18 protein-coding genes and 2 pseudogenes are annotated in these 26,160 nt (G+C 74.6%); 17 read left to right on the forward strand and 3 right to left on the reverse strand.

The features are described from left to right. The first annotated feature begins 31 nt into the window (after positions 1–31). The 8 genes from BS72_RS25050 (at position 32) to BS72_RS25085 (ending at position 11,176) form a co-directional block, all read left to right on the forward strand. Positions 32–1,510, forward strand: coding sequence for an aldehyde dehydrogenase family protein (locus tag BS72_RS25050; protein ID WP_037917548.1), 1,479 nt, complete (start codon positions 32–34; stop codon positions 1,508–1,510). A 150-nt stretch (positions 1,511–1,660) separates the two neighbouring features. Next, complete coding sequence (locus tag BS72_RS25055; RefSeq protein WP_037913780.1) at positions 1,661–3,583, forward strand: acyl-CoA dehydrogenase family protein; 1,923 nt, start codon at positions 1,661–1,663, stop codon at positions 3,581–3,583. 136 nt (positions 3,584–3,719) lie between these two features. Continuing rightward, positions 3,720–4,970, forward strand: a complete 1,251-nt coding sequence (gene dxr, locus BS72_RS25060) for a 1-deoxy-D-xylulose-5-phosphate reductoisomerase (RefSeq protein ID WP_037913783.1) — start codon at positions 3,720–3,722, stop codon at positions 4,968–4,970. Further along, positions 4,967–6,286 (forward strand): M50 family metallopeptidase, encoded by a 1,320-nt coding sequence (locus BS72_RS25065; RefSeq protein WP_037913786.1) that lies wholly within the window; start codon positions 4,967–4,969, stop codon positions 6,284–6,286. Before dxr ends, BS72_RS25065 begins: the two co-directional genes overlap by 4 nt. A gap of 110 nt (positions 6,287–6,396) precedes the next feature. Then, on the forward strand, positions 6,397–7,551 hold the full coding sequence (ispG, locus tag BS72_RS25070; RefSeq protein ID WP_037913790.1) for a flavodoxin-dependent (E)-4-hydroxy-3-methylbut-2-enyl-diphosphate synthase: 1,155 nt from the start codon (positions 6,397–6,399) through the stop codon (positions 7,549–7,551). A 147-nt stretch (positions 7,552–7,698) separates the two neighbouring features. Continuing rightward, the gene (locus BS72_RS25075) at positions 7,699–8,544 is read left to right on the forward strand and encodes a GNAT family N-acetyltransferase (RefSeq protein ID WP_037913792.1); all 846 of its coding nucleotides are present in this window, start codon (positions 7,699–7,701) and stop codon (positions 8,542–8,544) included. Between the two features lie 203 nt (positions 8,545–8,747). Beyond that, positions 8,748–9,296: a GNAT family N-acetyltransferase gene (locus BS72_RS25080; RefSeq protein ID WP_407639012.1), complete on the forward strand. Its 549-nt coding sequence runs from the start codon at positions 8,748–8,750 to the stop codon at positions 9,294–9,296. Between the two features lie 122 nt (positions 9,297–9,418). Next, positions 9,419–11,176 (forward strand): proline--tRNA ligase, encoded by a 1,758-nt coding sequence (locus BS72_RS25085; RefSeq protein WP_078901611.1) that lies wholly within the window; start codon positions 9,419–9,421, stop codon positions 11,174–11,176. 168 nt (positions 11,177–11,344) lie between these two features. Here BS72_RS25085 and BS72_RS25090 read toward each other — a convergent pair whose 3' ends face one another. The 3 genes from BS72_RS25090 to BS72_RS25100 form a co-directional block, all read right to left on the reverse strand. After that, positions 11,345–12,289 carry an aminoglycoside phosphotransferase family protein gene (locus BS72_RS25090; RefSeq protein WP_037913798.1) on the reverse strand — a complete coding sequence of 315 codons (945 nt, stop codon included), beginning with the start codon at positions 12,287–12,289 and terminating at the stop codon, positions 11,345–11,347. Positions 12,290–12,552: 263 nt separating this feature from the next. Further along, positions 12,553–12,978 carry a ferritin-like domain-containing protein gene (locus BS72_RS25095; RefSeq protein WP_037913800.1) on the reverse strand — a complete coding sequence of 142 codons (426 nt, stop codon included), beginning with the start codon at positions 12,976–12,978 and terminating at the stop codon, positions 12,553–12,555. Then, positions 12,975–13,469: a hypothetical protein gene (locus tag BS72_RS25100; protein WP_037913803.1), complete on the reverse strand. Its 495-nt coding sequence runs from the start codon at positions 13,467–13,469 to the stop codon at positions 12,975–12,977. The genes BS72_RS25095 and BS72_RS25100 overlap by 4 nt, the downstream gene beginning before the upstream one ends. Positions 13,470–13,840: 371 nt before the next feature. On the opposite strand from BS72_RS25100, the pseudogene rimP reads away from it, so the two are divergent. The 9 genes and pseudogenes from rimP to BS72_RS32755 form a co-directional block, all read left to right on the forward strand. Continuing rightward, positions 13,841–14,359: pseudogene (gene rimP / locus BS72_RS25105) on the forward strand (ribosome maturation factor RimP); the annotation flags it as partial. 155 nt (positions 14,360–14,514) lie between these two features. Continuing rightward, positions 14,515–15,507 carry a transcription termination factor NusA gene (gene nusA, locus BS72_RS25110; protein ID WP_037913806.1) on the forward strand — a complete coding sequence of 331 codons (993 nt, stop codon included), beginning with the start codon at positions 14,515–14,517 and terminating at the stop codon, positions 15,505–15,507. 298 nt (positions 15,508–15,805) lie between these two features. Beyond that, on the forward strand, positions 15,806–16,084 hold the full coding sequence (locus BS72_RS34695; protein ID WP_078901613.1) for a YlxR family protein: 279 nt from the start codon (positions 15,806–15,808) through the stop codon (positions 16,082–16,084). Positions 16,085–16,238: 154 nt separating this feature from the next. Beyond that, positions 16,239–19,371, forward strand: a pseudogene (infB, locus tag BS72_RS25115) (translation initiation factor IF-2). 78 nt (positions 19,372–19,449) lie between these two features. Beyond that, positions 19,450–19,743 carry a DUF503 domain-containing protein gene (locus BS72_RS25120; RefSeq protein WP_037913808.1) on the forward strand — a complete coding sequence of 98 codons (294 nt, stop codon included), beginning with the start codon at positions 19,450–19,452 and terminating at the stop codon, positions 19,741–19,743. A 124-nt stretch (positions 19,744–19,867) separates the two neighbouring features. Continuing rightward, the gene (gene rbfA / locus BS72_RS25125) at positions 19,868–20,395 is read left to right on the forward strand and encodes a 30S ribosome-binding factor RbfA (RefSeq protein ID WP_037913810.1); all 528 of its coding nucleotides are present in this window, start codon (positions 19,868–19,870) and stop codon (positions 20,393–20,395) included. Next, positions 20,392–21,357 carry a tRNA pseudouridine(55) synthase TruB gene (gene truB / locus BS72_RS25130; protein WP_078901614.1) on the forward strand — a complete coding sequence of 322 codons (966 nt, stop codon included), beginning with the start codon at positions 20,392–20,394 and terminating at the stop codon, positions 21,355–21,357. Before rbfA ends, truB begins: the two co-directional genes overlap by 4 nt. A gap of 453 nt (positions 21,358–21,810) precedes the next feature. Beyond that, complete coding sequence (locus BS72_RS25135; RefSeq protein ID WP_051951650.1) at positions 21,811–23,097, forward strand: YeeE/YedE family protein; 1,287 nt, start codon at positions 21,811–21,813, stop codon at positions 23,095–23,097. A gap of 355 nt (positions 23,098–23,452) precedes the next feature. Continuing rightward, the gene (locus tag BS72_RS32755) at positions 23,453–25,789 is read left to right on the forward strand and encodes a trypsin-like peptidase domain-containing protein (RefSeq protein ID WP_157856323.1); all 2,337 of its coding nucleotides are present in this window, start codon (positions 23,453–23,455) and stop codon (positions 25,787–25,789) included. Positions 25,790–26,160: the final 371 nt, after the last annotated feature.

The raw sequence follows: 26,160 nt of genomic DNA on the forward strand, positions 1-26,160 counted from the left end.
AGTGACGGAAGTCCAGGAAGGGCGGAACACCGTGACAAGCAATGGCGCAGCCTCCGGTACAGAAGCGGCCCCGTACGGGTTCTGGCTCGCGGGGCGGGAAGCGGCGGGCAAGGAGACCTTCGAGGTGACCAGCCCCTGGGACGGGTCGCTGGTCGGACGGGTCGGTGTTCCCACCGAGGAGCAGGTCGAGCAGGCCGTGGCGGCCGCGGCGGCGGTGCGCGACGCGTTCGCGGCGACCCCGGCGCACGTGCGGGCCGCCGCCCTCGACCACGTGTCGCGGCGGCTGGCCGAGCGGACCGAGGAGATCGCCGCGCTGATCACCGCGGAGAACGGCAAGCCGCTGAAGTGGGCGCGCGGCGAGGTCGGCCGGGCGGTGTCCGTCTTCCGGTTCGCCGCGGAGGAGGCCCGCCGGTTCAACGGCGGCGACCTCCAGCGGCTGGACACCGACCCGGGCGGCGTCGGCCGGCTGGCGCTGACCCGCCGCTTCACCCGGGGCCCGGTGCTGGGCATCGCCCCGTTCAACTTCCCGCTGAACCTGGTGGCCCACAAGGTCGCCCCGGCCATCGCCGTGGGCGCGCCGATCATCCTCAAGCCGGCCCCGGCCACCCCGCTGTCCGCCCTGCTCCTGGGCGAGCTGCTGGCCGAGACGGAGGGGCTGCCCGAGGGCGCCTGGAGCGTGCTGCCGGTGCCGAACGACCGGATGCCCGCGCTGGTGGAGGACCCCCGGCTGCCCGTCATCTCGTTCACCGGCAGCGACACCGTGGGCCACCGGATCCAGGACTCGGTGCCGCGCAAGCACGTCACCCTGGAGCTCGGCGGCAACGCGGCGGCCGTGGTCCTCGCCGACTGGTCCAGCGAGGAGGACCTGGAGTGGGCGGCGACCCGGATCGCCACCTTCGCGAACTACCAGGCCGGCCAGTCCTGCATCTCCGTGCAGCGGGTGATCGCCGACGCGGCCGTCTACGACGCGCTCGCCGAGAAGGTCGTCACCAAGGTCCGCGCCCAGGCCACCGGCGACCCGGGAGACCCGGCCACCGACGTCGGCCCGCTGGTCAGCGAGGCCGCGGCCGAGCGCGTCGCGGACTGGATCGCCGACGCGGTCGCCAAGGGCGCCAAGCTGCTCACCGGGGGCGACCGGGACGGCGCCAGCGTTGCGCCGACCGTCCTGGCGGACCTGCCGGCCGACGCCGTCCTGGCGAACGCGGAGGCGTTCGGGCCGGTGCTGTCACTCCACCGGGTGAACGGGGCGGACGAGGCGTTCGCCGCCGTCAACGACTCCCGCTTCGGCCTGCAGACGGGCGTGTTCACCCACGACCTCCAGCTGGCCTTCAAGGCCCACCGCGTCCTGGAGGTCGGTGGCGTCATCGTCGGGGACGCGCCCTCCTACCGTGCCGACCAGATGCCCTACGGCGGCGTCAAGGACTCCGGCCACGGCCGCGAGGGCGTGCGGTTCGCGATGGACGACTACACCTACGAGCGGGTCCTGGTGCTCACCGGCCTGGACCTGTAGCCGCGCCGCTCCCGGGGCGCCGGCACGACGGCCGGGCCGCTGACCGCGCGTCAGCGGCCCGGCCGCCCATCTTTGGTGGGGCCTTCGGATATCGGGTAGGACGGACAGGGAGCACCGGTCGGCGCCGGTCCACCCGGAGGTGACGCAGCCGTGTCCGCACCCGCCGCAACCCGCAACGTCTCCGAGCACGAGGCCCGCCAGGTCGCCGAGGCGGCCCGCGAGCAGCAGTGGCACAAGCCCAGCTTCGCCAAGGAGCTGTTCCTCGGCCGTCTTCGGCTCGACCTGATCCACCCGTACCCGCAGCCGGCGCCCGAGGCGGTGGCCAAGGGCGAGGCGTTCCTGGCCCGGCTCACCGGTTTCCTCACCGCCGAGGTCGACGGCGCCGCCATCGAGCGCGAGGCGCGCATCCCGGACGAGGTGGTGCGCGGCCTGAAGGAACTCGGCGCGTTCGGTATGAAGATCGACGAGTCCTATGGCGGCCTCGGCCTCACCCAGGTGTACTACAACAAGGCGCTCGCCCTGGTCGGCACCGCCAGCCCCGCGCTGGGCGCCCTGCTGTCGGCCCACCAGTCGATCGGCGTGCCGCAGCCGCTGAAGCTCTTCGGCACCCAGGAGCAGAAGGACGCGTTCCTGCCGCGCTGCGCCCGCACCGACATCAGCGCCTTCCTGCTCACCGAGCCCGACGTCGGCTCCGACCCGGCCCGGCTGGCCACCACCGCCGAACCCGACGGGGACGACTACCTGCTGGACGGCGTGAAGCTGTGGACCACCAACGGCGTCGTCGCCGACCTGCTGGTCGTCATGGCGCGGGTGCCGAGGTCCGAGGGCCATCCCGGCGGGATCAGCGCCTTCGTCGTGGAGGCGGCCGCCGAGGGCGTCACCGTCGAGCACCGCAACGCCTTCATGGGCCTGCGCGGCATCGAGAACGGCGTCACCCGCCTGCACCGGGTGCGGGTGCCGGCCGCCAACCGGATCGGCCCCGAGGGCGCGGGGCTGAAGATCGCCCTGACCACCCTGAACACCGGCCGCCTGTCGCTGCCGGCGGCCTGCGTCGGCTCCGGCAAGTGGTGCCTGAAGATCGCCCGCGAGTGGTCGGCGGCCCGCGAGCAGTGGGGCAGGTCCATCGCCCGGCACGAGGCGGTCGGCGCGAAGATCTCCTACATCGCGGCCACCACGTTCGCGCTGGAGGCCGTGGTCGACCTGTCCGGCCAGATGGCCGACGAGGACCGCAACGACATCCGCATCGAGGCCGCGCTGGCCAAGCTGTTCGGCTCCGAGGCGGCCTGGCGGATGGCCGACGAGCTGGTGCAGATCCGCGGCGGCCGCGGCTTCGAGACGGCCGACTCGCTGGCCGCCCGCGGCGAGCGGGCGGTGCCGGCCGAGCAGCTCCTGCGCGACCTGCGGATCAACCGGATCTTCGAGGGCTCCACCGAGATCATGCACCTGCTGATCGCGCGGGAGGCCGTGGACGCCCACCTGTCGGTCGCCGGCGACCTCATCGACCCCGACGCCTCGCTGGCCGACAAGGCCCGGGCGGGGGCGCGGGCCGGCGGCTTCTACGCCCGCTGGCTGCCGAGGCTGGTCGTCGGCCCCGGCCAGCTGCCCACCTCCTACGCCGAGTTCGGCGACCTCGCCGCCCATCTGCGGTTCGTCGAGCGCAACGCCCGCAAGCTGGCCCGCAGCACCTTCTACGCGATGTCGCGCTGGCAGGGCCGGCTGGAGCTGAGGCAGAACGTCCTCGGCCGCGTCGTCGACATCGGCGCCGAGCTGTTCGCGATGAGCGCCGCCTGCGTGCGGGCCCGGCACCTGGCGGCCGCCACCGCGCACGGCCGCGAGGCCCGGCGGCTGGCCGACGTCTTCTGCCGGCAGTCCCGGCTGCGCGTCGAGGAGCTCTTCGAACGGCTGTGGAGCAACACCGACGGCCCCGACCGGAACCTGTGCGCGGCCGTCATGGGCGGCGGCATGGAGTGGCTGGAGGCGGGTATCGTCGACCCCAGCCGGGAGGGCCCGTGGATCGCCGACGCCACCCCCGGCCCCAGCACCGCCGACACCGTACGGCGGCCCGTGCGCTGACCGCGACGGCCCGGCGGCACCGGCCACGGCGACCCGGCGGCACGGCCCCGCGGCCCGCCGCCGCGCCCGCCCGCACCGACCGCGCCCGCTCCGGGCCCGTGCGTGACGGCGGGCCAGGACAGGACAGAATGACTCCATGACGGACGCTCTCGCAGACCCCCACCACCGCCCGTACCAGGCCGCCGCGGCCGACGGCGGACCGCGCGACATCGTGATCCTCGGCTCCACGGGGTCGATCGGCACCCAGGCCATCGACGTGGTGCTGCGCAACCCCGACCGGTTCCGGGTGGTCGCGCTCGCCGCCGCCGGCGGCCGGGTGGGCCTGCTGGCCGAGCAGGCGCACCTGCTGGGCGTGCACACCGTCGCTGTCGCCGACCCCGCCGCCGCGGGCCCGCTGCGCGAGGCCCTCGCGGCCCGCTACGGCAGCCGGTCGCTGCCCGAGATCACCGCCGGGCCGGACGCGGCCACCGAGCTGGCCGCGCTGCCGTGCCACTCGGTGCTCAACGGCATCACCGGCTCGATCGGGCTGCGGCCCACCCTGGCCGCCTTGGAGGCCGGCCGGGTACTGGTGCTGGCCAACAAGGAGTCGCTGATCGTCGGCGGCCCGCTGGTGAAGGCCGCGGCGCGGCCCGGCCAGATCGTGCCGGTGGACTCCGAGCACTCCGCGCTCTTCCAGGCGCTGACGGGCGGCGACCGCGGCGAGGTCCGCAAGCTGGTGGTGACCGCCTCGGGCGGCCCCTTCCGCGGCCGCGGCCGGGCCGAGCTGGCCCGCGTCACCGTCGAGCAGGCGCTCGCCCACCCCACGTGGGACATGGGCCCGGTCGTGACGATCAACTCCGCCACCCTGGTGAACAAGGGCCTGGAGGTCATCGAGGCGCACCTGCTCTTCGACGTGCCCTTCGAGCGCATCGAGGTCGTCGTCCACCCGCAGTCCTACATCCACTCGATGGTGGAGTTCACCGACGGCTCCACGCTCGCCCAGGTCAGCCCGCCCGACATGCGGATGCCGATCTCCCTGGGACTGGGCTGGCCGCACCGGGTCCCGGACGCCGCGCCGGGCGTCGACTGGACGAAGGCGGCCACCTGGGAGTTCTTCCCGCTCGACGACGAGGCGTTCCCCTCCGTCGCGCTGGCCCGCCATGTCGGTAGCCTCGGAGGCACCGCGCCCGCGGTGTTCAACGCGGCCAACGAGGAGTGCGTCGAAGCGTTCCGCACCGGCCGGCTGCCGTTCACCGGGATCGTGGACACCGTCGCGCGGGTCGTCGAGGAACACGGCACACCCGCGTCGGGAACTCGGCTGAGGGTCGAGGACGTCCTCGAAGCGGAGGCCTGGGCCCGTGCCCGGGCCCGGGAACTGGCCCAGGCATCGGAGGCAGCTGGCGTATGACGATCCTCATGACGGTCCTCGGGATAGTCGTCTTCGCCGTCGGGCTGATGATCTCCATCGCCTGGCACGAACTCGGCCACCTCACCTGGGCGAAGATCTTCAAGGTCCGCGTGCCGCAGTACATGGTCGGCTTCGGGCCGACCCTGTTCTCGCGGAAGCGCGGCGAGACCGAGTACGGCTTCAAGGCCATCCCGCTGGGCGGCTACATCCGGATGATCGGCATGTTCCCGCCCGGTGAGGACGGCCGGGTCAAGGCCCGCTCCACCTCGCCGTGGCGCAGCATGATCGAGGACGCCCGGTCCGCCGCCTACGAGGAGCTCAGGCCCGGCGACGAGAAGCGGATGTTCTACACCCGCAAGCCGTGGCAGCGGGTGATCGTCATGTTCGCCGGGCCGTTCATGAACCTGGTGCTGGCCTTCGGGCTCTTCCTCGCCGCCTTCATGGGGTTCGGCGTCGGCGTGACCACCACCGTCGTCGGGCAGGTCGAGGACTGTGTGATCTCCGTCTCCGACACCTCCCACCGTCCTACGGACAACCCGTGCCGGTCCACCGACCCGGTCGCCCCGGCCAAGGCCGCGGGCCTCAGGGCGGGGGACAAGTTCCTGTCCTTCGACGGCAGGGCCGTCCACTCCTGGTCGCAGCTGTCCGACGAGATCCGCGACCACCCCGACCGGACCGTCACCGTGGTGGTGCTCCGCGACGGCAGGCAGGTCACCCTCCACCCCCACCTGACCACCAACACCGTCGCCAAGACCGACGGCGACGGCAACCCCGTCGACGGCACCCTGAAGGCCGGCTTCTTCGGCTTCGCCCCGGCCAGCCACATCCAGCCGCTGGGCTTCACCGGGTCGGTCAGCCACATGGCCGACATGACCCGGCAGAGCGTCGACTCGCTGGTGTCGCTGCCCCAGCGCATCCCCGACCTGTGGAACTCCGTCTTCCACCACGCCCCCCGCAAGGCCGACTCGCCGATGGGCGTGGTCGGCGCGGCCCGGGTCGGCGGTGAGGTCTTCGCCATGAAGGAGCCGGCCATCGACCGGGTGGTGACCATGGTCCAGATCGTCGCCGGCTTCAACCTGTCGCTGTTCCTGTTCAACATGGTGCCGCTGCTGCCCCTGGACGGCGGCCACATCGCCGGCGCGCTGTGGGAGGCGCTGCGCCGCCACGCGGCCCGCGTCTTCCGCCGCCCGGACCCCGGGCCGTTCGACGTGGCCAAGCTGATGCCGGTCGCCTACGTCGTCGCCGGGATCTTCGTCTGCTTCACGCTCCTGGTCCTCGTCGCCGACGTGATCAACCCCGTCAAACTCGCCTCCTGAACCCTTCGACTCCCGGGACCGGATGAGCCTCCGGGACGGGGTGCCGTAACCTCGATCCCGGAGCCCGCCGATGACGGGACCTCGTTCCACACCATGGGGATGCCACGCACATGACCGCGATTTCGCTCGGTATGCCGGATGTTCCGACCAAACTCGCCGACCGCCGCAAAAGCCGTCAGATCCAGGTCGGAAACGTTCCGGTAGGCGGCGACGCACCGGTGTCCGTCCAGTCGATGACCACCACCCGCACCTCGGACATCGGCGCGACCCTCCAGCAGATCGCCGAGCTGACCGCCTCCGGCTGCCAGATCGTGCGTGTGGCCTGCCCCACCCAGGACGACGCGGACGCCCTGCCGGTGATCGCCCGCAAGTCCCAGATCCCGGTCATCGCCGACATCCACTTCCAGCCCAAGTACGTCTTCGCCGCGATCGACGCCGGCTGCGCCGCCGTCCGGGTCAACCCGGGCAACATCAAGCAGTTCGACGACAAGGTCAAGGAGATCGCCAAGGCCGCCTCCGCCGCCGGCGTCCCCATCCGGATCGGCGTCAACGCCGGCTCCCTCGACAGGCGGCTGCTGGAGAAGTACGGCAAGGCCACCCCCGAGGCCCTGGCCGAGTCCGCGCTGTGGGAGGCGTCGCTCTTCGAGGAGCACGACTTCCGCGACATCAAGATCTCCGTCAAGCACAACGACCCGGTGATCATGGTCAACGCCTACCGGCTGCTGGCCCAGAAGTGCGACTACCCCCTGCACCTCGGCGTCACCGAGGCCGGTCCGGCCTTCCAGGGCACCATCAAGTCCGCGGTCGCCTTCGGCGCGCTGCTGGCCGAGGGCATCGGCGACACCATCCGCGTGTCGCTGTCGGCGCCGCCGGCCGAGGAGGTCAAGGTCGGCATCCAGATCCTGGAGTCGCTGAACCTGCGCCAGCGCCGTCTGGAGATCGTCTCCTGCCCGTCGTGCGGCCGCGCCCAGGTCGACGTCTACAAGCTCGCCGACCAGGTCTCGGCCGGCCTGGAGGGCATGGAGGTGCCGCTGCGGGTGGCCGTCATGGGCTGCGTCGTCAACGGTCCCGGTGAGGCCCGCGAGGCCGACCTCGGTGTCGCCTCCGGCAACGGCAAGGGCCAGATCTTCGTCAAGGGCGAGGTCATCAAGACCGTCCCCGAGGCGAAGATCGTGGAGACCCTGATCGAGGAGGCCATGAAGCTCGCCGCCCAGATGGAGGCGGCCGGCATCGGCTCCGGCGAGCCGCAGGTGAGCGTCTCCTGACCAGCGTGCCCCGGCCGTGTGCCGCGCACCGGGCCCGCCGAGCGGCCCGGTGCGCGGCACCTCCCGTGCCGGGCGGGGCCGGGCGGCGACCCGCCCGCGGCCCGCGCCCGGCGCACCGTCCCCCGCCGCCCACGGTGAGGCGAGCCTGTGTTGACCCATCCCACCGCACGTGTCCTCGAACCCGGTGACCTCGACGCGGCCCTGGCCGTCCTCGACAGCGACCCCGTCGCCAACGCCTTCGTGACCTCACGGGTCACCATCGCCGGCCTCGACCCGTGGCGGCTCGGCGGCGAGATGTGGGGCTGGTACACCGGCGGCCGCCTCGCGTCGCTCTGCTACGCCGGCGCCAACCTTGTACCGATCTGCGCCACCCCCGAGGCCGTCCGGGCCTTCGCGGACCGCGCCCGCCGAGCCGGCCGCCGCTGCTCCTCCATCGTCGGGCCCGCCGGCCCGACGGCCGACCTCTGGGCGCGGCTCGAACCGTACTGGGGCCCCGCCCGCGAGGTCCGCGGCCGCCAGCCGCTGCTGTCCACCCGGACACTGCCCGCCGACGTCGAGCCGGACCCGCTGGTGCGGCGGGTGCGCCGGGACGAGATGGACGTCATCATGCCCGCGTGCGTGGCCATGTTCACCGAGGAGGTCGGCGTCTCCCCGCTGGCCGGCGACGGCGGGCTGCTCTACCAGGCCCGGGTCGCCGAACTCGTCTCCACCGGCCGGGCGTTCGCCCGTATCGAGGACGGCGAGGTGGTCTTCAAGGCCGAGATCGGCGCCGTCACCCGCCACACCTGCCAGATCCAGGGCGTCTGGGTCGCCCCCGCCCACCGCGGCAGGCGCCTCTCCGAGACCGGTATGGCCGCGGTGCTCAACTACGCGCTGCGCGACGTCGCCCCGGTCGCGAGCCTCTACGTCAACGACTTCAACGCCCCCGCGCGCGCCGCCTACCACCGGGTGGGCTTCCGCGAGGTCGGTGCGTTCATGTCCGTGCTGTTCTGACCCGGCTGTTCCGGGCGGGCAGCCCTCCGCCGCGGCGGCAGGAGCCGGTTCCGGCCGCCGCCGCGAGCCGGCTTCCGGCCCGCCCCCCGGGGCCGGTTCCGGCAGCCGCGCAGGACGGCGAACCGAGGCGCGGAGGGAGAACGGACCCCGGGGGCGGCCAGCGGGTAGGGTCGCGCGTCATGGACCGGGTAGGGTCGCGCGTCATGGACAACGTGGTGATCGCCCCCTGCGACCTCGCCGAGCGGGTGGACGAGGCGCTGGCCGTACAGGCCGTGGCGTTCGGGCTGGGCCCGGAGGAGGTCGCCATCAGGCGGCCGATCGTGCTCCGCCACCTGGCCTGCCCCGGGGCCCGGGCCCTCGCCGCCACCACCGAGCGGGGCCGGATGGCGGGGTTCGTCTACGGCATGCCCAACGACCGGGCCCACTGGTGGTCCAGCGTGGTCGAGGGCTACCTGCGCGAGCAGGCCAACGACCAGTGGCTCGACGACTCCTTCGTCATCACCGAACTCCACGTCCACCCCGACTTCCAGGGGCGCGGCATCGGCCGCCGCCTGATCACCGCCATCACCGACACCGCGCGCGAGCCGCGCAGCATCCTGTCGGCCATCGACGGCGAGAGCCCGGCCCGCCACCTGTACCGGGCACTGGGCTACCGCGACCTGGCCCGGCCGGTCCACTTCCCCAGCGCCACCCGCCCCTACGCGGTGATGGGCGCCCCGCTGCCGCTGCTGCGCCGCCCCTCCGCCACCTGACAGCCTCCGGCCGGGGCCGCGCGGCAGGTCGGGGCGGGATCGCCTGTACCGGTGAAAACCGGTACAGGCGGGACGGCGAACCCCGGTAGCCTCGCGGGATTCCCTCTCCCACGGAGGTTCCGATGATCCAGCGCATGTCCACCCTTCTGCTCAGGACGCTGCGCGATGCCCCGGCCGACGCGGAGACCGCCAGCCACCGGCTGCTGGTGCGGGCCGGGTACGTGCGTCGCACCTCGGCGGGGGTCTGGTCGTGGCTGCCGCTGGGCAAGCAGGTCCTCGACAACGTCACCCGGATCGTCCGCGAGGAGATGGAGGCCATCGGCGGCCAGGAGGTCCAACTGCCCGCCCTGGTGCCCCGCGAGGTGTACGAGGCCACCGGCCGAGCCGACGAGTACGGTGATCTGCTCTTCCAGGTCACCGACCGCAAGGGCGCCCGCCATGTGCTCGGGCCCACCCACGAGGAGGCCTTCACCCTGCTCGTGCGCGACGTGGTCGCCTCCTACCGCGACCTGCCCGTCATCGTCTACCAGATCCAGACCAAGTACCGGGACGAGGCGCGCCCCCGCTCCGGGGTGCTGCGCGGCCGCGAGTTCCAGATGAAGGACGCCTACTCCTTCGACACCACCGAGGAGGGCCTCGACACCGCGTACCGGCTCCACCGAGCCGCCTACCAGCGGATCATGGCGCGGCTCGGGCTGGACCACCGGATCGTCGCTGCGGTCTCCGGGGCGATGGGCGGCTCCGCGTCCGAGGAGTTCCTGGCCCCCGCCGCGGCCGGCGAGGACACCTTCGCCGACTGCCCCGCCTGCGGCTACGCCGCCAACACCGAGGCGGTCTCCTTCACCGCCGCGGTGCCCGCCGCCGATGCGCCCGGCCCCACGGCCGAACTGGAGACGCCCGGCACCGCCACCGTCGGGGAGCTGACCGCGCGCGCCGGCGTCCCCGCTTCCGCCGTGCTGAAGAACCTGCTGGTCAAGGTCGACGGGCAGATCACCGCGGTGGGCGTGCCCGGCGACCGCGAGGTGGACCTCGGGAAGCTGGCCGAGCACCTCGCGCCCGCAGCCGTCGAGATGGTGACCGCGGAGGACTTCGCCGCCCGCCCCGACCTCGTCCGCGGCTACGTCGGCCCCCAGGGACTGGACGTGCCCTACCTCGCCGACCCCCGGGTCGCCCCCGGCACGTCCTGGACCACCGGCGCCAACCGGCCCGGCTGGCACGCGGTGAACGTGGTGTGCGGCCGGGACTTCGCCGTCGACCGCTACCTGGACGCGGTCGTCGTCGAACCCGGCGACCCCTGCCCCCGCTGCGGCGCCGGCCTGCGGACCGGGCGGGCCGTCGAGGTCGGCCACATCTTCAAGCTCGGCCGCAGGTACACGGACGTGTTCGACGCCGACGTCCTCGGCGCCGACGGCCGCCCCGTCCGGCCCCTCATGGGCTGCTACGGCATCGGCCTCTCCCGCGCCGTCGCCGTCATCGCCGAGCAGACCGCCGACGACCGCGGCCTGTGCTGGCCCGCCGAGGTCGCCCCCGCCGACGTGCACGTGGTGGCGGCAGGCCGGGGTGCGGCCGAGGGGCTGGCCGACGATGCCGCCACGGCCCTGCACCGGGCCGGGCTGCGGGTACTCCTCGACGACCGGGCCGGCCTCTCGGCCGGGGTGCGCTTCGCCGACGCCGAGCTCATCGGTGTGCCCGCCATCGTGGTCGCGGGCCGCCGCGCGGCTGAGCGCGTGGTGGAGCTGCGCGACCGCAGGACGGGGGAGCGGGAGGAGATCCCGCTGCACGAGGCCCTGGCACGGCTCGCGCCCGGCGCCGGCGCCGGCTCCGCGGAGGCGGCGGCCGGCAAGGAGGGGAGCGCGGAGTCCGTCGTCGGAAGTCGGTGAGCCGTTCGCGGAGGGCCCGCTCCGCTCAGGCGCCGGATGAGCCCTCGGTCCGTACCGCCGGCCGCCGGGCATAGCCCGTCGAACCGGGCCCGGTGTCCGGGCGGGACCGGGCGGAACGGCGGCGCGGCGATCCGGGCGGAACGGCGGCGCGGCGATCCGGGCCGGGCGTCACAGCAGGCCGGCGAACTCCAGCAGCAGCTCGCCGTCCTTGCGCCCGCCCACCGACAGGTACCAGACGCCCGCCTCCACCGCGCGGAAGACCGACCACCCGCGCAGCCGGTCGGCGGGCACCTCAAGCGCCTCGGACAACTCGGCGAGCCGGCGGCGGGCCGCCGCCCGGGCACCCGGCTTGGCCACCAGCGTGGCCAGCCGGTCCTTGGCCAGCCAGGCCAGGTCGAAGGCCCGCTCACCCACCAGCGGCTTCGGGTCGATCGCCAGCCACGGCCTGCGGTCCGCGGCCAGCACGTTGCCGTGGTGGAAGTCGCCGTGCAGCAGCACCTCCTCCGGCGGGCTGCCCGCCAGCCAGCCGTGCAGCTCCAGGGCCTCGTCCACCAGCGGCGCGGCGTCCGCCGCGCAGGGCTGCTCCCGCCGCTTCCGGAGCAGCTCCGCCAGCGCCCCGGTGCGATCGGGCACCGTGGTGAAGGGGTGGCCCTCGGCGGGCGGCACCCACAGCCGCTGGAGCAGCCCGGTCGCCTCCAGCATCGCCCTGGCCTCGGCCAGCGACCGCAGCGAGACGTCCGCGTGCAGCCGCTCCAGCAGCATGGCCCCCGACTCCGGCTCGACCCGCAGCAGCCGCGCCGCCCCGCGCCCGTCCCAGTGCGCGAGCGCCGCGTGCTCCTGAGCCGTCTCCCGGTTGACCATGCCGACCTTGAGCACGGCCGGTGTGCCGTCCTGCGTCCGGACCAGCACGATCATGCTGATCCGGCCGCCCGCGGCGAAGACCCGTTCGGCGGTCAGCTCCCAGCGTTCCAGCAGCCCCGCCACCGTCTCCGGCAGCGCGGCCAGCCAAGCCCGGCCCGCTTCCCCCTCCCACTCCGCCACCGTGCGGGCCAGCCGCTCGGGGGGTTCCAGGGAGACTGGTGCCGGATCGCCGTGCTGCTGGGCTGGACCCATCGTGTCGCGTTCCCTCCGTGAAGTCGTGCCCGGTCGCCCGAGGCGGGCAGGACCGCCGCACGTGGCATCGGCTCAAGGGGAGGCAGCGGCGCGGGCGGGCACGCCGTTCCCGCGACAGGCCGTTCCCGCGACATGCCGAGCCCGTATGCACCGTTCCCGCGGCGGCCTGTCCCGACACGCGCCGCCCCGGCGCCGCGGACCCGTTCGGGCAGCCGCGGACCCGTCCCCCCGGCGCCGCGAGGCGTGGACGGGTGCGCCGCGGCTCAGCCGTTCTGCTCCGCCAGACCCGGGAAGGCTACGCTGCCGCCGCGCCAGCCCACCGCGCGCACCGCCGCGGCGCGCAGCGCGCCGGCCGCGTCCCGCCGGACGCCCCCTGTCGCGGCCGCCACGAGGTCGCCGTACGCGCCCGCCACTCCGTCCTCCAGGTACGCGGCCAGCCGCGCGGCGTCCTTCGGTGAGCCCACCGCGAAGGGCAGCCGGTAGGAGGCGGCCGCCGCCACCGGCACCCCGCCGAGGTCCGCGACGGTCCGCGCCATCGCGTCGCGGGCGGCGCGGTGCGCGTCGTACCCCTGCTGCGCCGACGCCTGCCGGTCCGCCCCCGCCTGGCCGCCGACCACGCCGTAGCCGTAGACCGCCGCGTGCTCGGCCGCCAACACGGCCTGCGCCGCCGCCAGGACCGTGCCGCTCATGCCGCCGCCTTCCCGCCGGAGCCCTGGCCCAGCAGCGCCGCGTGGGCCGCGCCCGCCGCGGCCACCGAGGCCAGCAGCCGCGCCAGCTGTCCAGGGGCGTCAAGCAGCGCCGCGGCCCGGCGGTCGGCGAGCGTCCGCTCGGCCGTGGCGAGCTGGGCCAGCACCGCGCCCTCGGCGGCGGGCAGCTTCGGGGCCGTGCCGGCCGCGGCGCTCCCCGGGGCCGGCGCCCGGCCGCCGAAGGCCGCCGCGTGCCGGGCCGTCTCCGCGCGCAGCGGGGCCAACCGGGCGGCGAGCCCCGGATGGGCGGCGGCCGCCGCGTCGTACCGCAGGGCCAGCTCCTGGCTGTCCCGAGCCGCCTGCCGTCGTACCGCCGCCCCGGGGTCCGCCGTGGCGGGGGAGGCGTCCGCGGCCCGCCCGCGGCCGGAACAGCCGGCCAGCAGACCGGCCGTCGTGAAGGCCACGGCGCTACGCCGGGTCAGCTTGGGGATCATGGCGGGAGTGTATTGCCCGCCCGGGCACGTGTCGGCGAAGACCGAGCCCCTTCCGACCGGAGTCCCGGCCGGAGTCCGGCCGGAGCCGAGAGGCGCGGCCACGGGAGAGGCCGCGGGCGTGCGGGGACGAGCAGGGCTCGTGGGACCTGGGCGGGACGTGGGCGGGGTCGCGCGGGCGGGCGGCGGGGACCGGAATCCGCACGGGGGAGCGGGCCCCGACGGGGGAGGACGGAAGAGGCGGAACCGGGGAGAATCGGCGGCAAAGGGGGTGAACCGGGCCGAGGCGGACCAGGGGGCCGCGCCTCGGGTAGAGTCGGTCTCTACACGCGACCTTCCATGACAACAGCAGACGCGGCCGAGGAGTCACCCGGATGAGCACCACCCAGAGCGAGAGGCTGCGCGCGCTCCTTGAGCCACTGGCCGGCAAGGCCGGCTTGGAGCTGGAGGAGGTCAAGGTCTCGGCCGCGGGCAGACGCCGCCAGCTCATGGTCGTCGTGGACTCCGACGAGGGCGTGCAGCTCGACACCGTGGCCCAGCTCAGCCGTGACATCTCCGAGGCGCTGGACGCCGCCGACGCCATGGGCGAGGCGGAGTACGTCCTGGAGGTCACCTCCCCGGGCACCGACCGGCCGCTGACCGAACCGCGCCACTACCGCCGCAACACCGGCCGTCTGGTCCGGCTCCAGCTCAAGGAGCGCGGCGAGCTGATCGCGCGGATCATTGCGGTGGACGAGACCGGTCTGGAGCTGGAGGTCCCCGGCGTCAAGGGCCGTCGGCCCAAGCCGGCCCGCGCGGACTTCGCCGAGATCGACCGGGCCCGGGTCGAGGTCGAGTTCAACCGCCGAGCCGACGCCGACGGCGGGGCTGACGGCACGGACGGCGACCGCGCCGAGGACCTGGACGGCCTGGACGACACCGAGGGTCCTGACGACTTCGACGACGACGCCGAAGACACCGACGACATGGACGACGACCCCGAGGACGGGGACGCGGCCGAGCACACCGCAGGCCGCCAGCGCGGCGAGAGCACCGAGGAGGCGTAGCCATGGACATCGACATGAAGGCCCTGAAGGGCCTGGTCACCGAACGGCAGATCTCGTTCGACCTGCTGGTCGGGGCCATCGAGTCAGCCCTCCTCATCGCATACCACCGGGAGCCGGGCAGCCACCGGCGGGCCCGGGTGGAACTGGACCGGATCACCGGGCACGTCACCGTGTGGGCGGTCGAGGAGCAGGAGGAGGCGGGCGAGGGCGGCAAGCCGCGCGAGTTCGACGACACTCCCAGCGGCTTCGGCCGGATCGCCGCGTCAACCGCCAAGCAGGTGATCCTCCAGCGGCTGCGGGACGCCGAGGACGACATCACCTTCGGCGAGTACGCCGGCCGCGAGGGCGACATCGTGACGGGCATGGTCCAGCAGGGCAAGGACCCGAAGAACGTGCTGGTCGACATCGGCAAGCTGGAGGCCCTGCTGCCGGTGCAGGAGCAGGTCCCGGGCGAGGTGTACGGCCACGGTACGCGGCTGCGCGCCTACGTGGTGCGGGTGGCCAAGGGTCTGCGCGGCCCCCAGGTGACCCTGTCGCGGACCCACCCCAACCTGGTGCGCAAGCTCTTCGCCCTGGAGGTCCCGGAGATCGCCGACGGCTCGGTGGTCATCGAGGCGGTGGCCCGCGAGGCCGGCCACCGCACCAAGATCGCGGTGCGCTCCACCCGCGCCGGGCTGAACGCCAAGGGTGCCTGCATCGGCCCGATGGGCGCCCGGGTGCGGGCCGTGATGGCGGAGCTGAACGGCGAGAAGATCGACATCGTGGACTGGTCGGACGACCCCGCCGAGATGGTCGCGAACGCGCTCTCCCCGGCCCGGGTCTCGCACGTCGCGGTGGTCGACGCCGCCGCCCGGTCCGCCCGGGTGACGGTGCCGGACTACCAGCTGTCGCTGGCCATCGGCAAGGAGGGGCAGAACGCCCGCCTCGCCGCCCGGCTGACCGGCTGGCGCATCGACATCCGCCCGGACACCGAGGAGCAGGGCGACCAGGACTGACTTGGTCGTGGCCTGGTCGGGGCCTGGTCAGGACTTGGTCGCGGCCTGGTCGGGCCCGGTCGGCCTGCCCGGAGCCCCGCACGATCCGCGTTCGGGCCGGTGCGGCGCGGGCAGGCGTCAGGCGGAGTCCGAGGGGAACCGGCCGGACGCGGTGGGAAAGGCCGCCGGACCGGCGGCCAGGCCCCCTGTGACACGTCCGTGGCCTCGCTGTGACCGGCCCGTCATCCAAAGGAAAACGAACATCCGTCCGTTGACCCACTCGAAGGAGTGAGGTCGGCGCGGGGAGGTAGACTTAGCCGTGTCTGGTCGGACACTGACGCCTGCATGCCCGGAGCGAACCTGCATCGGATGCCGTCAGCGCGCGGCCAAGAGCGATCTGCTGCGTGTGGCGGTGATCGAGGGCGCTTGCGTTCCCGATCTTCGCGGTACGCTGCCCGGTCGGGGTGCGTATCTGCATCCCGCCCTTGCCTGTCTCGACCAGGCGGTCCGCCGCCGGGCGTTCAGCCGGGCCTTCCGGGGCCCGGTGGAGCCCGACACCGCGGAGTTGCGCCGGTGCGTCGGACAGGCGGCACCGTAAGAAGGAAGTACGGCACGGGTCACCGTGCGGTCAGGTACCTCGCGAGATGGAAGTAGGTCGAGATTGCGATGAGCACTCGATGAGTACGCGATGAGTACGCCCATGAAGTAGCGACGGTCCGGCGGACGATCACCCCGGACCTCAAAGGAGCGATGTGGCTAAGGTCCGGGTATACGAACTCGCCAAGGAGATGGGAGTCGAGAGCAAGGTCGTCATGGCCAAGCTCCAGGAACTCGGCGAATTCGTCCGTTCGGCGTCCTCGACGATCGAGGCGCCGGTTGTCCGCAAACTGACTGACGCTTTCCAGGGCTCTTCCGGCGGTGCCGGCAAGGGCTCCGCGAAGCCCTCCGCGCCGCGCAAGGCGGCGCCCTCCCCCGCGGCCGGCCGCGGGGGTGCCCCGACGCCGACCCCGACCCAGGGTGCCTCGGCTCGTCCTGCTGCCCCGGGCCCGAAGCCGGCCGCCTCTCCGGCGGCTCCGGCCTCGCCCGCCCCGCAGGCCGGCGGCTCCGCGCCGTCGTCCGCCCCGCGTCCCGGCCCGCGTCCGACGCCGGGCCCGAAGCCGGCCCCGGCGCCTCAGGTGCCCGCGGCCGAGTTCCAGGCCCCGCCGGCCCCGCCCGCCGCGCCGCAGTCCGGCCCGCGCCCCGGCGGCGCGCCCGGTCCGCGTCCGGGCGGCCGCCCCGCCGCTCCCGGCGGTCAGCGTGACGGCGGTCAGCGTGACGGCGGCCAGCGCGAGCAGCGTGACGGCGGCCAGCGCGACGGCGGGTCCCGTCCCGGGGCCCGGCCCGCGTCCGGCCAGGGCGGCAGCCCCCGTCCGGGTGCCCCGCGCCCGGCCGGTCCGCGTCCCGGCAACAACCCCTTCACCTCCGGCGCCACCGGCATGCCGCGTCCTGGCGGGGCTCCCCGTCCGGGCGGCGGCCAGGGCGGAGCGCGTCCCGGTGCCCCCGGCGCCGGCGCCCCCGTCCGGGTGGCGCGCCGCGTCCCGGCGCCCCCGGCGGCCAGGCCGGCCCCGGTGGTCCGCGTCCCACGCCCGGCGCCATGCCGCGGCCTCAGGGCGGCGGCCCGCGTCCGAACCCGGGCATGATGCCGCAGCGTCCCTCCAGCGCCCCCGGCGGACGTCCGGGTGGTCCCGGTAGCCGTCCCGGTGGTCCCGGTGGCCGTCCGGGTGGTCCCGGTGGTCGTCCCGGCGGTGGCGGCGGCGGCTTCGCCGGCCGTCCGGCCGGTCCCGGCGGCGGCCGCTCCGGCGGCTTCGGCGGTCCCCGTCCCGGCGGCGGCGCCCCGGCGCCGGTGGTGGCGGCGGCTTCGGCCCGCGCCCCGGTGGCTTCGGCGGACGTCCGGGTGGCCCGGGCGCACGCGGTGGCACGCAGGGTGCCTTCGGCCGCGGTCCGGGCGGACGCCCGGCGCGCGGACGCAAGAGCAAGCGTCAGAGGCGCCAGGAGTACGAGGCCATGCAGGCCCCGTCCGTGGGCGGCGTGCTGCTGCCCCGCGGCAACGGCCAGACCGTGCGCCTGTCGCGCGGTGCCTCGCTCACCGACTTCGCCGAGAAGATCAACGCCAACCCGGCGTCGCTCGTTCAGGTGATGCTGAACCTCGGTGAGATGGTCACGGCCACCCAGTCGGTGTCGGACTCCACCCTGGAGCTGCTCGCCGGCGAGATGAACTACGTGCTGGAGATCGTCAGCCCGGAGGAGGAGGACCGCGAGCTGCTCGAGTCCTTCGACATCGAGTTCGGCGAGGACGAGGGCGGCGAGGAGGCCCTGGTCTCCAGGCCGCCGGTGGTCACCGTCATGGGCCACGTCGACCACGGTAAGACCCGCCTGCTCGACGCGATCCGCAAGACCAACGTCATCGCGGGCGAGGCCGGCGGCATCACCCAGCACATCGGCGCGTACCAGGTGGCGACGGAGGTCAACGGCGAGGACCGCCGCATCACCTTCATCGACACCCCGGGTCACGAGGCGTTCACCGCCATGCGTGCCCGCGGTGCGAAGTCGACCGACATCGCGATCCTGGTGGTCGCGGCCAACGACGGCGTGATGCCGCAGACCGTCGAGGCGCTCAACCACGCCAAGGCGGCCGGCGTGCCGATCGTCGTCGCGGTCAACAAGATCGACGTCGAGGGCGCCGACCCGACCAAGGTGCGCGGTCAGCTCACCGAATACGGGCTGGTGGCCGAGGAGTACGGCGGCGACACCATGTTCGTCGACATCTCCGCCAAGCAGGGTCTGCACATCGACTCGCTGCTGGAGGCGGTCATCCTGACCGCCGACGCCTCGCTCGACCTGCGCGCGAACCCCAACCAGGACGCGCAGGGCATCGCGATCGAGGCGCACCTGGACAAGGGCCGCGGTGCCACCGCGACCGTCCTGGTGCAGCGCGGCACGCTGCGGGTCGGCGAGACGATGGTGGTGGGCGACGCCTACGGCCGCGTCCGCGCCATGCTCGACGACGCGGGCAACACGGTCGACGAGGCCGGCCCGTCCACCCCGGTCCAGGTGCTCGGCCTGACCAACGTGCCGGGTGCCGGCGACAGCTTCATCGTCGTCGCCGACGACCGCACGGCCCGGCAGATCGCCGAGAAGCGCGCCGCCCGGGAGCGGAACGCCGCGTTCGCCCGCAAGGGCCGCCGGTTCTCGCTGGAGAACCTGGACGAGGCGCTCAAGGCCGGCGAGGTGCAGGAACTCAACCTCATCATCAAGGGCGACGCGTCCGGTTCGGTCGAGGCCCTCGAGTCCTCGCTGCTCCAGCTCGACGTCGGCGAAGAGGTCGACATCCGGGTGCTGCACCGCGGTGTCGGTGCGGTCACGGAGTCCGACATCGACCTGGCGACCGGCTCCGACGCCATCGTCATCGGCTTCAACGTGCGCGCCGCCGGGCGTGCCACGCAGATGGCCGAGCGCGAGGGTGTGGACGTCCGCTACTACTCGGTGATCTACCAGGCCATCGAGGAGATCGAAGCGGCGCTGAAGGGCCTGCTGAAGCCGGAGTACGAGGAGGTGGAGCTCGGCACCGCCGAGATCCGCGAGGTCTTCCGCTCCTCCAAGCTCGGCAACATCGCCGGTGTCCTGATCCGCTCCGGCGAGGTGCGGCGCAACACCAAGGCGCGGCTGCTGCGCGACGGCAAGGTCGTGGCGGAGAACCTCAACATCGAGGGTCTGCGCCGCTTCAAGGACGACGTCACCGAGATTCGCGAGGGTTACGAGGGCGGTATCAACCTCGGCAACTACAACGACATCAAGGTCGACGACGTCATCGCCACCTACGAGATGCGGGAGAAGCCGCGCGGCTGATCCCACGCACGGTGACCGGGGCCGATCGGCGGAGAAAATCCGTCGATCGGCCCCGGCCGCGCCTGTACCGTCGATCACATGTATGCGGGTACTTTGCGCTTCGACCTGCTCCTCGGTGACGTACGGTCGTTGAAGGAGAAGAGGTCCGTCGTCCGCCCCATCGTCGCCGAGCTGAGGCGGAAGTTCGCCGTCAGCGCGGCCGAGACGGGGGAGCAGAACCTCTACCGCAGGGCCGAGATAGGCGTGGCGGTCGTCTCCGGCGACCTCGCGCACCTCAAGGACGTGCTCGACCAGTGCGAACGGTGGATGGTCGGCCGTCCCGAGATCGAACTGCTGTCCGCCCGGCAGCGCGTCCACAGTGACGACGACTGACCGGGCGGGGTGCCCGCGCCGCGTGGCGGCCGGGCGAGCGGCGTACGCCACGCGCCGAGTACGAAAAGTACGCAGGATATAAAGAGCACGAAAAGTACGAACAGTACACAGAGGGAAGAAGACGATGACCGACACCGCGCGGGCGCGCAAGCTGGCGGACCGCATCCGGGTTGTGGTCGCGGAGACGCTTCAGCGGCGGATCAAGGATCCGCGGCTGGGCTATGTGACGATCACTGACACCCGGGTCACCGGCGACCTGCGGGAGGCGACGGTCTTCTACACCGTCTACGGCGACGACGAGGAGCGGGCCGCGTCCGCCGCGGCTCTGGAGAGCGCCAAGGGCGTCCTCCGCTCCGAGGTCGGCCGGCAGACCGGGGTGCGGTTCACCCCGACCCTGGCGTTCGTCGCCGACGCGCTGCCCGACAACGCCCGCACCATCGACGACCTGCTCGCCAAGGCCCGGGCGGCCGACGAGGAGGTCCGCAAGGTCGCCACCGACGCCCAGTACGCCGGTGACGCCGACCCGTACCGCAAACCGTCCGAGGACGACGAGGGCGACGAGGACGCGGACGCGTTCGACGGTGCCGACACCGGCGAGGGCCGGAACGCCGAGGACGCGCCCCGTACCGGTGGGGACGAGCCCACCGCATGAGCGAGGCAGCAGGAAGCGGCCCGGCGCCGGGCCGCCCCTCCGGCGCGGCCGGCGCACGGCCCGCTCGTACCCCGAGGCCGCCGGCGCCGTCCGGCCTGGTCATCGTCGACAAGCCCGCGGGCCTCACCTCGCACGGTGTGGTGGCCCGGGTCCGGCGGCTGGCCGGCACCCGCCGGGTGGGCCACGCCGGCACCCTCGACCCGATGGCGACCGGAGTGCTCGTCGTCGGCGTCGAGAAGGCCACCCGGCTCCTCGGCCACCTCGCGCTGACCGAGAAGGAGTACACGGCGACCATCCGGCTCGGCCAGTCCACGGTGACCGATGACGCCGAGGGCGAGGTGACCGCCGCCGCACCGGCCACCGGAGTGGCCCGCGAGGCCGTGGACGCCGGCGTCGCCGCGCTCACCGGCCCGATCCTCCAGGTGCCGTCCAAGGTCAGCGCCATCAAGGTGGGCGGGGTGCGCTCCTACACCCGGGTGCGCGAGGGCGAGGAGTTCGAACTGGCCGCCCGCCCGGTGACCGTCCACTCCTTCACGGTGCACGCCCTGCGCGAGCCTGCCGACGTACCCGGCGTCCTCGATCTCGACGTCACCGTGGTCTGCTCCTCCGGAACGTACATCCGGGCCCTGGCCAGGGACCTGGGCGCCGGCCTGGGGGCCGGCGGCCACCTCACCGCGCTGCGGCGCACCCGGGTCGGCCCCTACGCGCTGCCCGCCGCACGGACGCTGGAGCAGCTGGAGGAGTCCTTCGCGGTCCAGCCGATCGAGGAGGCGGCCGCGGCGGCGTTCCCCCGCTGGGACGTGGACGTCGACCAGGCACGGCTGCTCGGCAACGGCGTGCGGATCGCCGCCCCGGCGCTCGGCGAGGGCCCGCACGCCGCCTTCGGGCCGGACGGGCGACTGCTCGCCCTGGTCGAGGAGAAGAGCGGCCAGGCCAGGATCGTGGCCGGCTTCGCCTCCTGAGGGCTCACCGGGCTCACAGGGCCCACCCCTGGCCCGCCTGATCCCGGCTGGTGCTGCCCGGTCCGGCCGCGAGGGATGCGGCCGGGGCCCTTCGGGTCCTTCCGTGAGCCGGACGGGCCGCTCAGGGACCTTTCACCGGCCGGGCCGGGCCTCCGTGCCCCCGTCCCGGCGCGACGGGCCTCCGTGCCCCGTCCCGGCCGCGCTGGTCCGCCGGGACGGACCGGCCGGCTCTGTCCGTGAGACAGGTTTGACGCCACTCGTGCCTCCCGCTTATACGTGTATGCGACACGCTTATGGATGCGTGGCTCAGCCGACCGGACAAGGAGGGATCGATCCGATGTACCGACCGCTCCTTCTCGTCCGCCGGCGCGTCGTGGACCTCGTGCGGATCACCGCCAGCGGCTGTTGACGCCCGTCGGCGTCCTCAGCTCCTGACCTCTGCCCGTCCCTGCGATCTCCGCGGAGAAGCTTCCCCATGGCTGTCACCACCCCGCCGGTCCGGCGTGCGCCGCTGGCCGGCCGGACCACCACCCCGCGCCCGCCTCGCCGCCGGCGCCCGCCGTCAACCCGATACCCCTGGCCGCCGCCCTGCTCGTCCTCGTCGGCCTGGCCGTATGGGTCTTCGACGCGCACGGCGCCAAGCCCGGCGTCCTGCTGCTGCTCGGCGCGGGGCTCGGCTTCACCCTCTTCCACTCGCGCTTCGGGTTCACCGGTGCCTGGCGACAGCTCGTCGGCGTCGGCAACGGCGCGGGACTGCGCGCCCACGCGCTGCTGCTCGGTACGAGCGCGACGCTCTTCGCGCTGATCATCGGCACCGGCACGGGGCTGTTCGGCGCCAAGCCCGCGCCCAGCGCCGGTTCACTCGGCGTCGCCCTGGTGCTGGGCTCGTTCCTCTTCGGGGTCGGCATGCAGCTGGGCGGGGCCTGCGCGTCGGGCACGCTCTTCGCCGTCGGCTCCGGACAGTCCTCGATCCTGGTCACACTCGTCGGGTTCATCGTCGGCTCCACCCTCTACACGTGGCAGTACTCGCTGGTCGACAACCTGCCGTCCTTCCAGCCGTTCCTGCTCTCCGACCACGTCGGCTGGTTCGGCTCGTGGGCGATCACCATCGCCGCGCTGGCGGTCGTGGTCTGGGTCTCGCTCGCCGTGCAGCGCCGTCGGAACCCGCCGCCGGTCGGCTCCGTGCCGACCGCACGCGGCGTGCTGCGGGTCGTACGCGGTTCATGGCCCCTGTGGGCGGGCGCGCTGGTGCTCTCCTTCCTGGGCGCGGGCGTGCTGCTGGTCTCCGGTGGCGCCTGGGGTGTGACCAGCGCGTTCGGGCTGTGGGGTGCCAAGATCCTGCGCGCGCTCGGCGGCCACCCGGAGAACTGGTCCTACTGGCGCCAGCCCGCCTCGGCGGCCAGCCTCACCGGGCCGGTGCTGACCGACAAGAACAGCCTGACCGACATCGGCATCATGGTCGGTGCCGCCGTCGCGGCCGCCGCGGGCGGCGTGTGGACCCTGCACCGGCACATCCCGGCGCGCACCGCCCTGGCCGGACTCCTCGGCGGCGTCCTGCTCGGAATCGGTGCCCGGCTGGCCGGCGGCTGCAACATCGGCGCCTACCTCGCCGGCATCGCCTCCGGCAGCCTCTCCGGATGGGTCTGGGGCCTGGCCGCGCTGGCCGGAACGTGGGTCGGCCTGCGGCTGCGCCCGCTCTTCGGCCTGACCAACCCGAAGCCCACCGACAGCGTCTGCTGACGCCCAGCCCAGCCCAGCCCCTCGGACGTGGCCCGGCCGCCCGGACCGCGGGAGGCGCCTGGCCCGGCCAGCCCCGTCCGCCAGGAACGGGTGGTGGGCTGCGGGGCCGGACGGCGGGGCCGCCTGTCCCCTGAACGGCCCCGCCTCGCGACCCACCCCCGCCCCCCCGAGCTGTCCCTATCCACTCCGAGGAGTGAAATCACTCCAATGGCCGGGCGCTTGGAGTGAAGCGGGGGTGTGTTCGGGGGCGCTTTCGTTAAACGATCTACCGTTGCGATCATCGACCTTCTACCGTCGAAGCGGGAGGAAAAGGGGCGCAGCGGAGGGCCCCGCCCGGGTGGGGAAGGTGCCGGGGATGGCAGGGGTAGGTCCAGGTGCGAAGGGGGGCGCGCGCCGCAGCGGGCTGGTGCGGGTGTGCGATCTGGCCGGACGCCCGCGCGGCACCGGCTTCCTCGCGGACGCTCATGGCACCCTGGTGACCAGCCACGAGGCGGTCGACGGCCTGGCCCGACTGGTGCTGCACGCCCCGGGGGAGCAGGTGTGCCTGGTGGAGGCCGAGGCGGTCACCGCCTTTCCGGAGCTCGGTCTCGCCCTCGTCGCCACCGAGGGGCTCGACCTCACGCCGCTTCCGCTCGCACCCCCGGGGCCGGTACCCGCCGGGCGCCGGGTGCTGCTCCCGCTGCCGCGCCCGCTCACCGGATCCGTCACCCGCACCGCCGGCGCCACATACACGGCCACCGACCGCTTCCATCTGCTCGACACGGTCCACGCCCTCGCCCTGGACCCTCCGCCGAGAGCTGCCGCGGGCGGGCCCGAGGCGGCGCCGGACTCGGGCGCCCCCGTCACCGACACAGCCACCGGCGCGGTGCTCGGCATCGTCGTCACCGCCCTGCACACCGGATTCCGCGCCGGCGCCCTCTCGGTGCCGCTGCACGCCAGGGACGCCCCCAGGGCCCTTGCCGACCTCCTGGCGCGCAACGCCGCCACCGTGCCCGCCTACGGCGACCACCTCAACCTCGCCGGCGCCCTGCGGCTCACCGGGGCCACGGGGCGCGCCCCGGCCGTCGCCGCCAGGGTGCCCGCCCACGGGCGGGAGCCGATCGCCCGCGCACACGTCGCCGAGGCCCTGCGCGACTTCCTCGCCTCGTCCGCCCTGGCAGGCCCGTCCACTCCGTCCGGCCCGGGGGTCCAGGAAGGGCCCCTGGTGCTCGGCCTGGTGGGGGAGCCCGGCACCGGCCGCAGCACCCAACTCGCCGCCCTGGCGGCCCACAACGCCGACGGCACCCGTCCCGTGCCCACTGTGCGGCTGCGCGGCGCCGAGCTGCGGCCGGGCGACGGCTCCCTCGCCGACGCCGTGGCCCGGGCCCTGCGGGACGGCGCCCGCGTCGTGGCGGCGGGCGGCGGCGCGCCGGGACGGGAGCCGCCCGTCCCCGACCACGGGGACCCGGCCGGAGCGCTGGCCGCAGTGGCCCGCGCCGCCGGACGACCGCTGGCCGTGCTCCTGGACGCCCCCGAGGAGATGCCCCCCGTCCTCGCCCACGACCTGCCCGGCTGGGCCGCCCGCAGCGCCACCTGGCTGCGCGCCACCGGCACCCGGCTGGTCGTCGCCTGCCGCCCCGAACTGTGGGAGCAGCTCGGCGCACTGCTGCCGCCCTCCCTGCTCGCGGCCGGCCCGGCGGAGCCGCCCGCCGCCGCCCTGCGACCGCTGCCCCCCTGCCTGCGCCTGGGCGGGCTGCGGGCCGGAGAGGCCGCGGTGGCACGGGCCCGCCATGGTCTGCCCGACCGGGTGCTGAGCCCCGCCGACGCCCAGCACCCGCTCACCCTGCGGCTGCTGGCCGAGGTCCGCGGCGCCTACCCGGCGGGCCGCGAGCCCGAGCCCGGCACCCCGCCGCCCAGCCGCGCCGAGGTCTTCGCCGCCTACCTGGATCTGATGAGCCTGCGGATCGCCGAACACGTCGCGGCGGCCGCCTCGCCCCCGGTGCGCGGCACCGGCGTGCGGCGGCTGGCCGCGCGGGCGGCCGGCCGGGTGCACACCGCGGCCCGCCGCTGCCTCGGCCCCGGGCAGGGCGAGCTCGACCGTGAAGGCTTCGAGGAGCTCTTCCCCTGGCGCACGGGGTGGGCCGCCGCGGTGCTCACGGAGGGGCTGCTGGTGCCCGCGGGCGCCGGCTACCGCTTCGCCCACGAGGAGTTCGGGGAGTGGCTCCAGTCCCTCCACCTGGACCTGTCCGGGGCCCTGCACGCACTGGTGCACCGGTGGGTCCCCGCCCCCGGCCGCGCGCTCGGCCCCGCGGGCGAGGCACCTGTGCGCCTGCCGTCACGAGCCGCCGTGCGCGGCGGCCGTCCACCTGCCGTGCCCCCGCCCCCGCACTCGCCCCTGCCGCCTACCCGCGCACGCTCCCCGTTCCGAGGCACCGTGCCGGGGCCGTCGTCCGCGCGCTGCTCGCCGCGCCCCCGCACGTTCTGGCAGTGCACCTGCGCGGGCTGCTGGAAGCCTTGGACGCACTTGACGCACTTGACGCACCCGGCGTCCTCGGCGTTCCTGGCGCCCTCGACGCACCCGGCGTACGAGCCCCGGCTTCGGGGCCACGATCCGCCGCGGGTCCGCGCGAACCCGGGTACGCGGCGGCCGCGCCCGGACGGACGGAGCCCGGAGCCCCGACGGGTACGCCGGCCGGGGCGGCCGACCCGGTGATCGCGCGCATGCCCGCCCCGCGCCGCGCCCCGGAGGCACCGCCACAGCTCGGCCGCGCGGCGCACGCCCTCCCGGGCCCGGCCCGCTCCGGCCTACCGGCCCTCCGCCGTGCCCCCGCCCCTTCGGCACCGACGGCGCAACGGCCGCACCGGTCCTGCCAGCGGTACCAGCGGTACCAGCGGTGAGGCGGCCCAGCACTGCCCCGGAGCCGGTGGTCCCGGCCCGCACCGGTCCCCAGGGCGGTCCCACCGCATCGGTCGGCCCCGCGGGCATCCTCGCCGCCGTCGGTCCTGTCGGTCCTGCGAGTCCTGTCGGTTCTGCCGGTTCGGCCGGGCTCTTCGCCCCCGCCACAGCCCTGCCCGCCCCTAGGG

Origin of the sequence: Actinacidiphila yeochonensis CN732 (assembly GCF_000745345.1) — a bacterium.
GTDB classification, from domain to species: Bacteria; Actinomycetota; Actinomycetes; order Streptomycetales; family Streptomycetaceae; genus Actinacidiphila; species Actinacidiphila yeochonensis.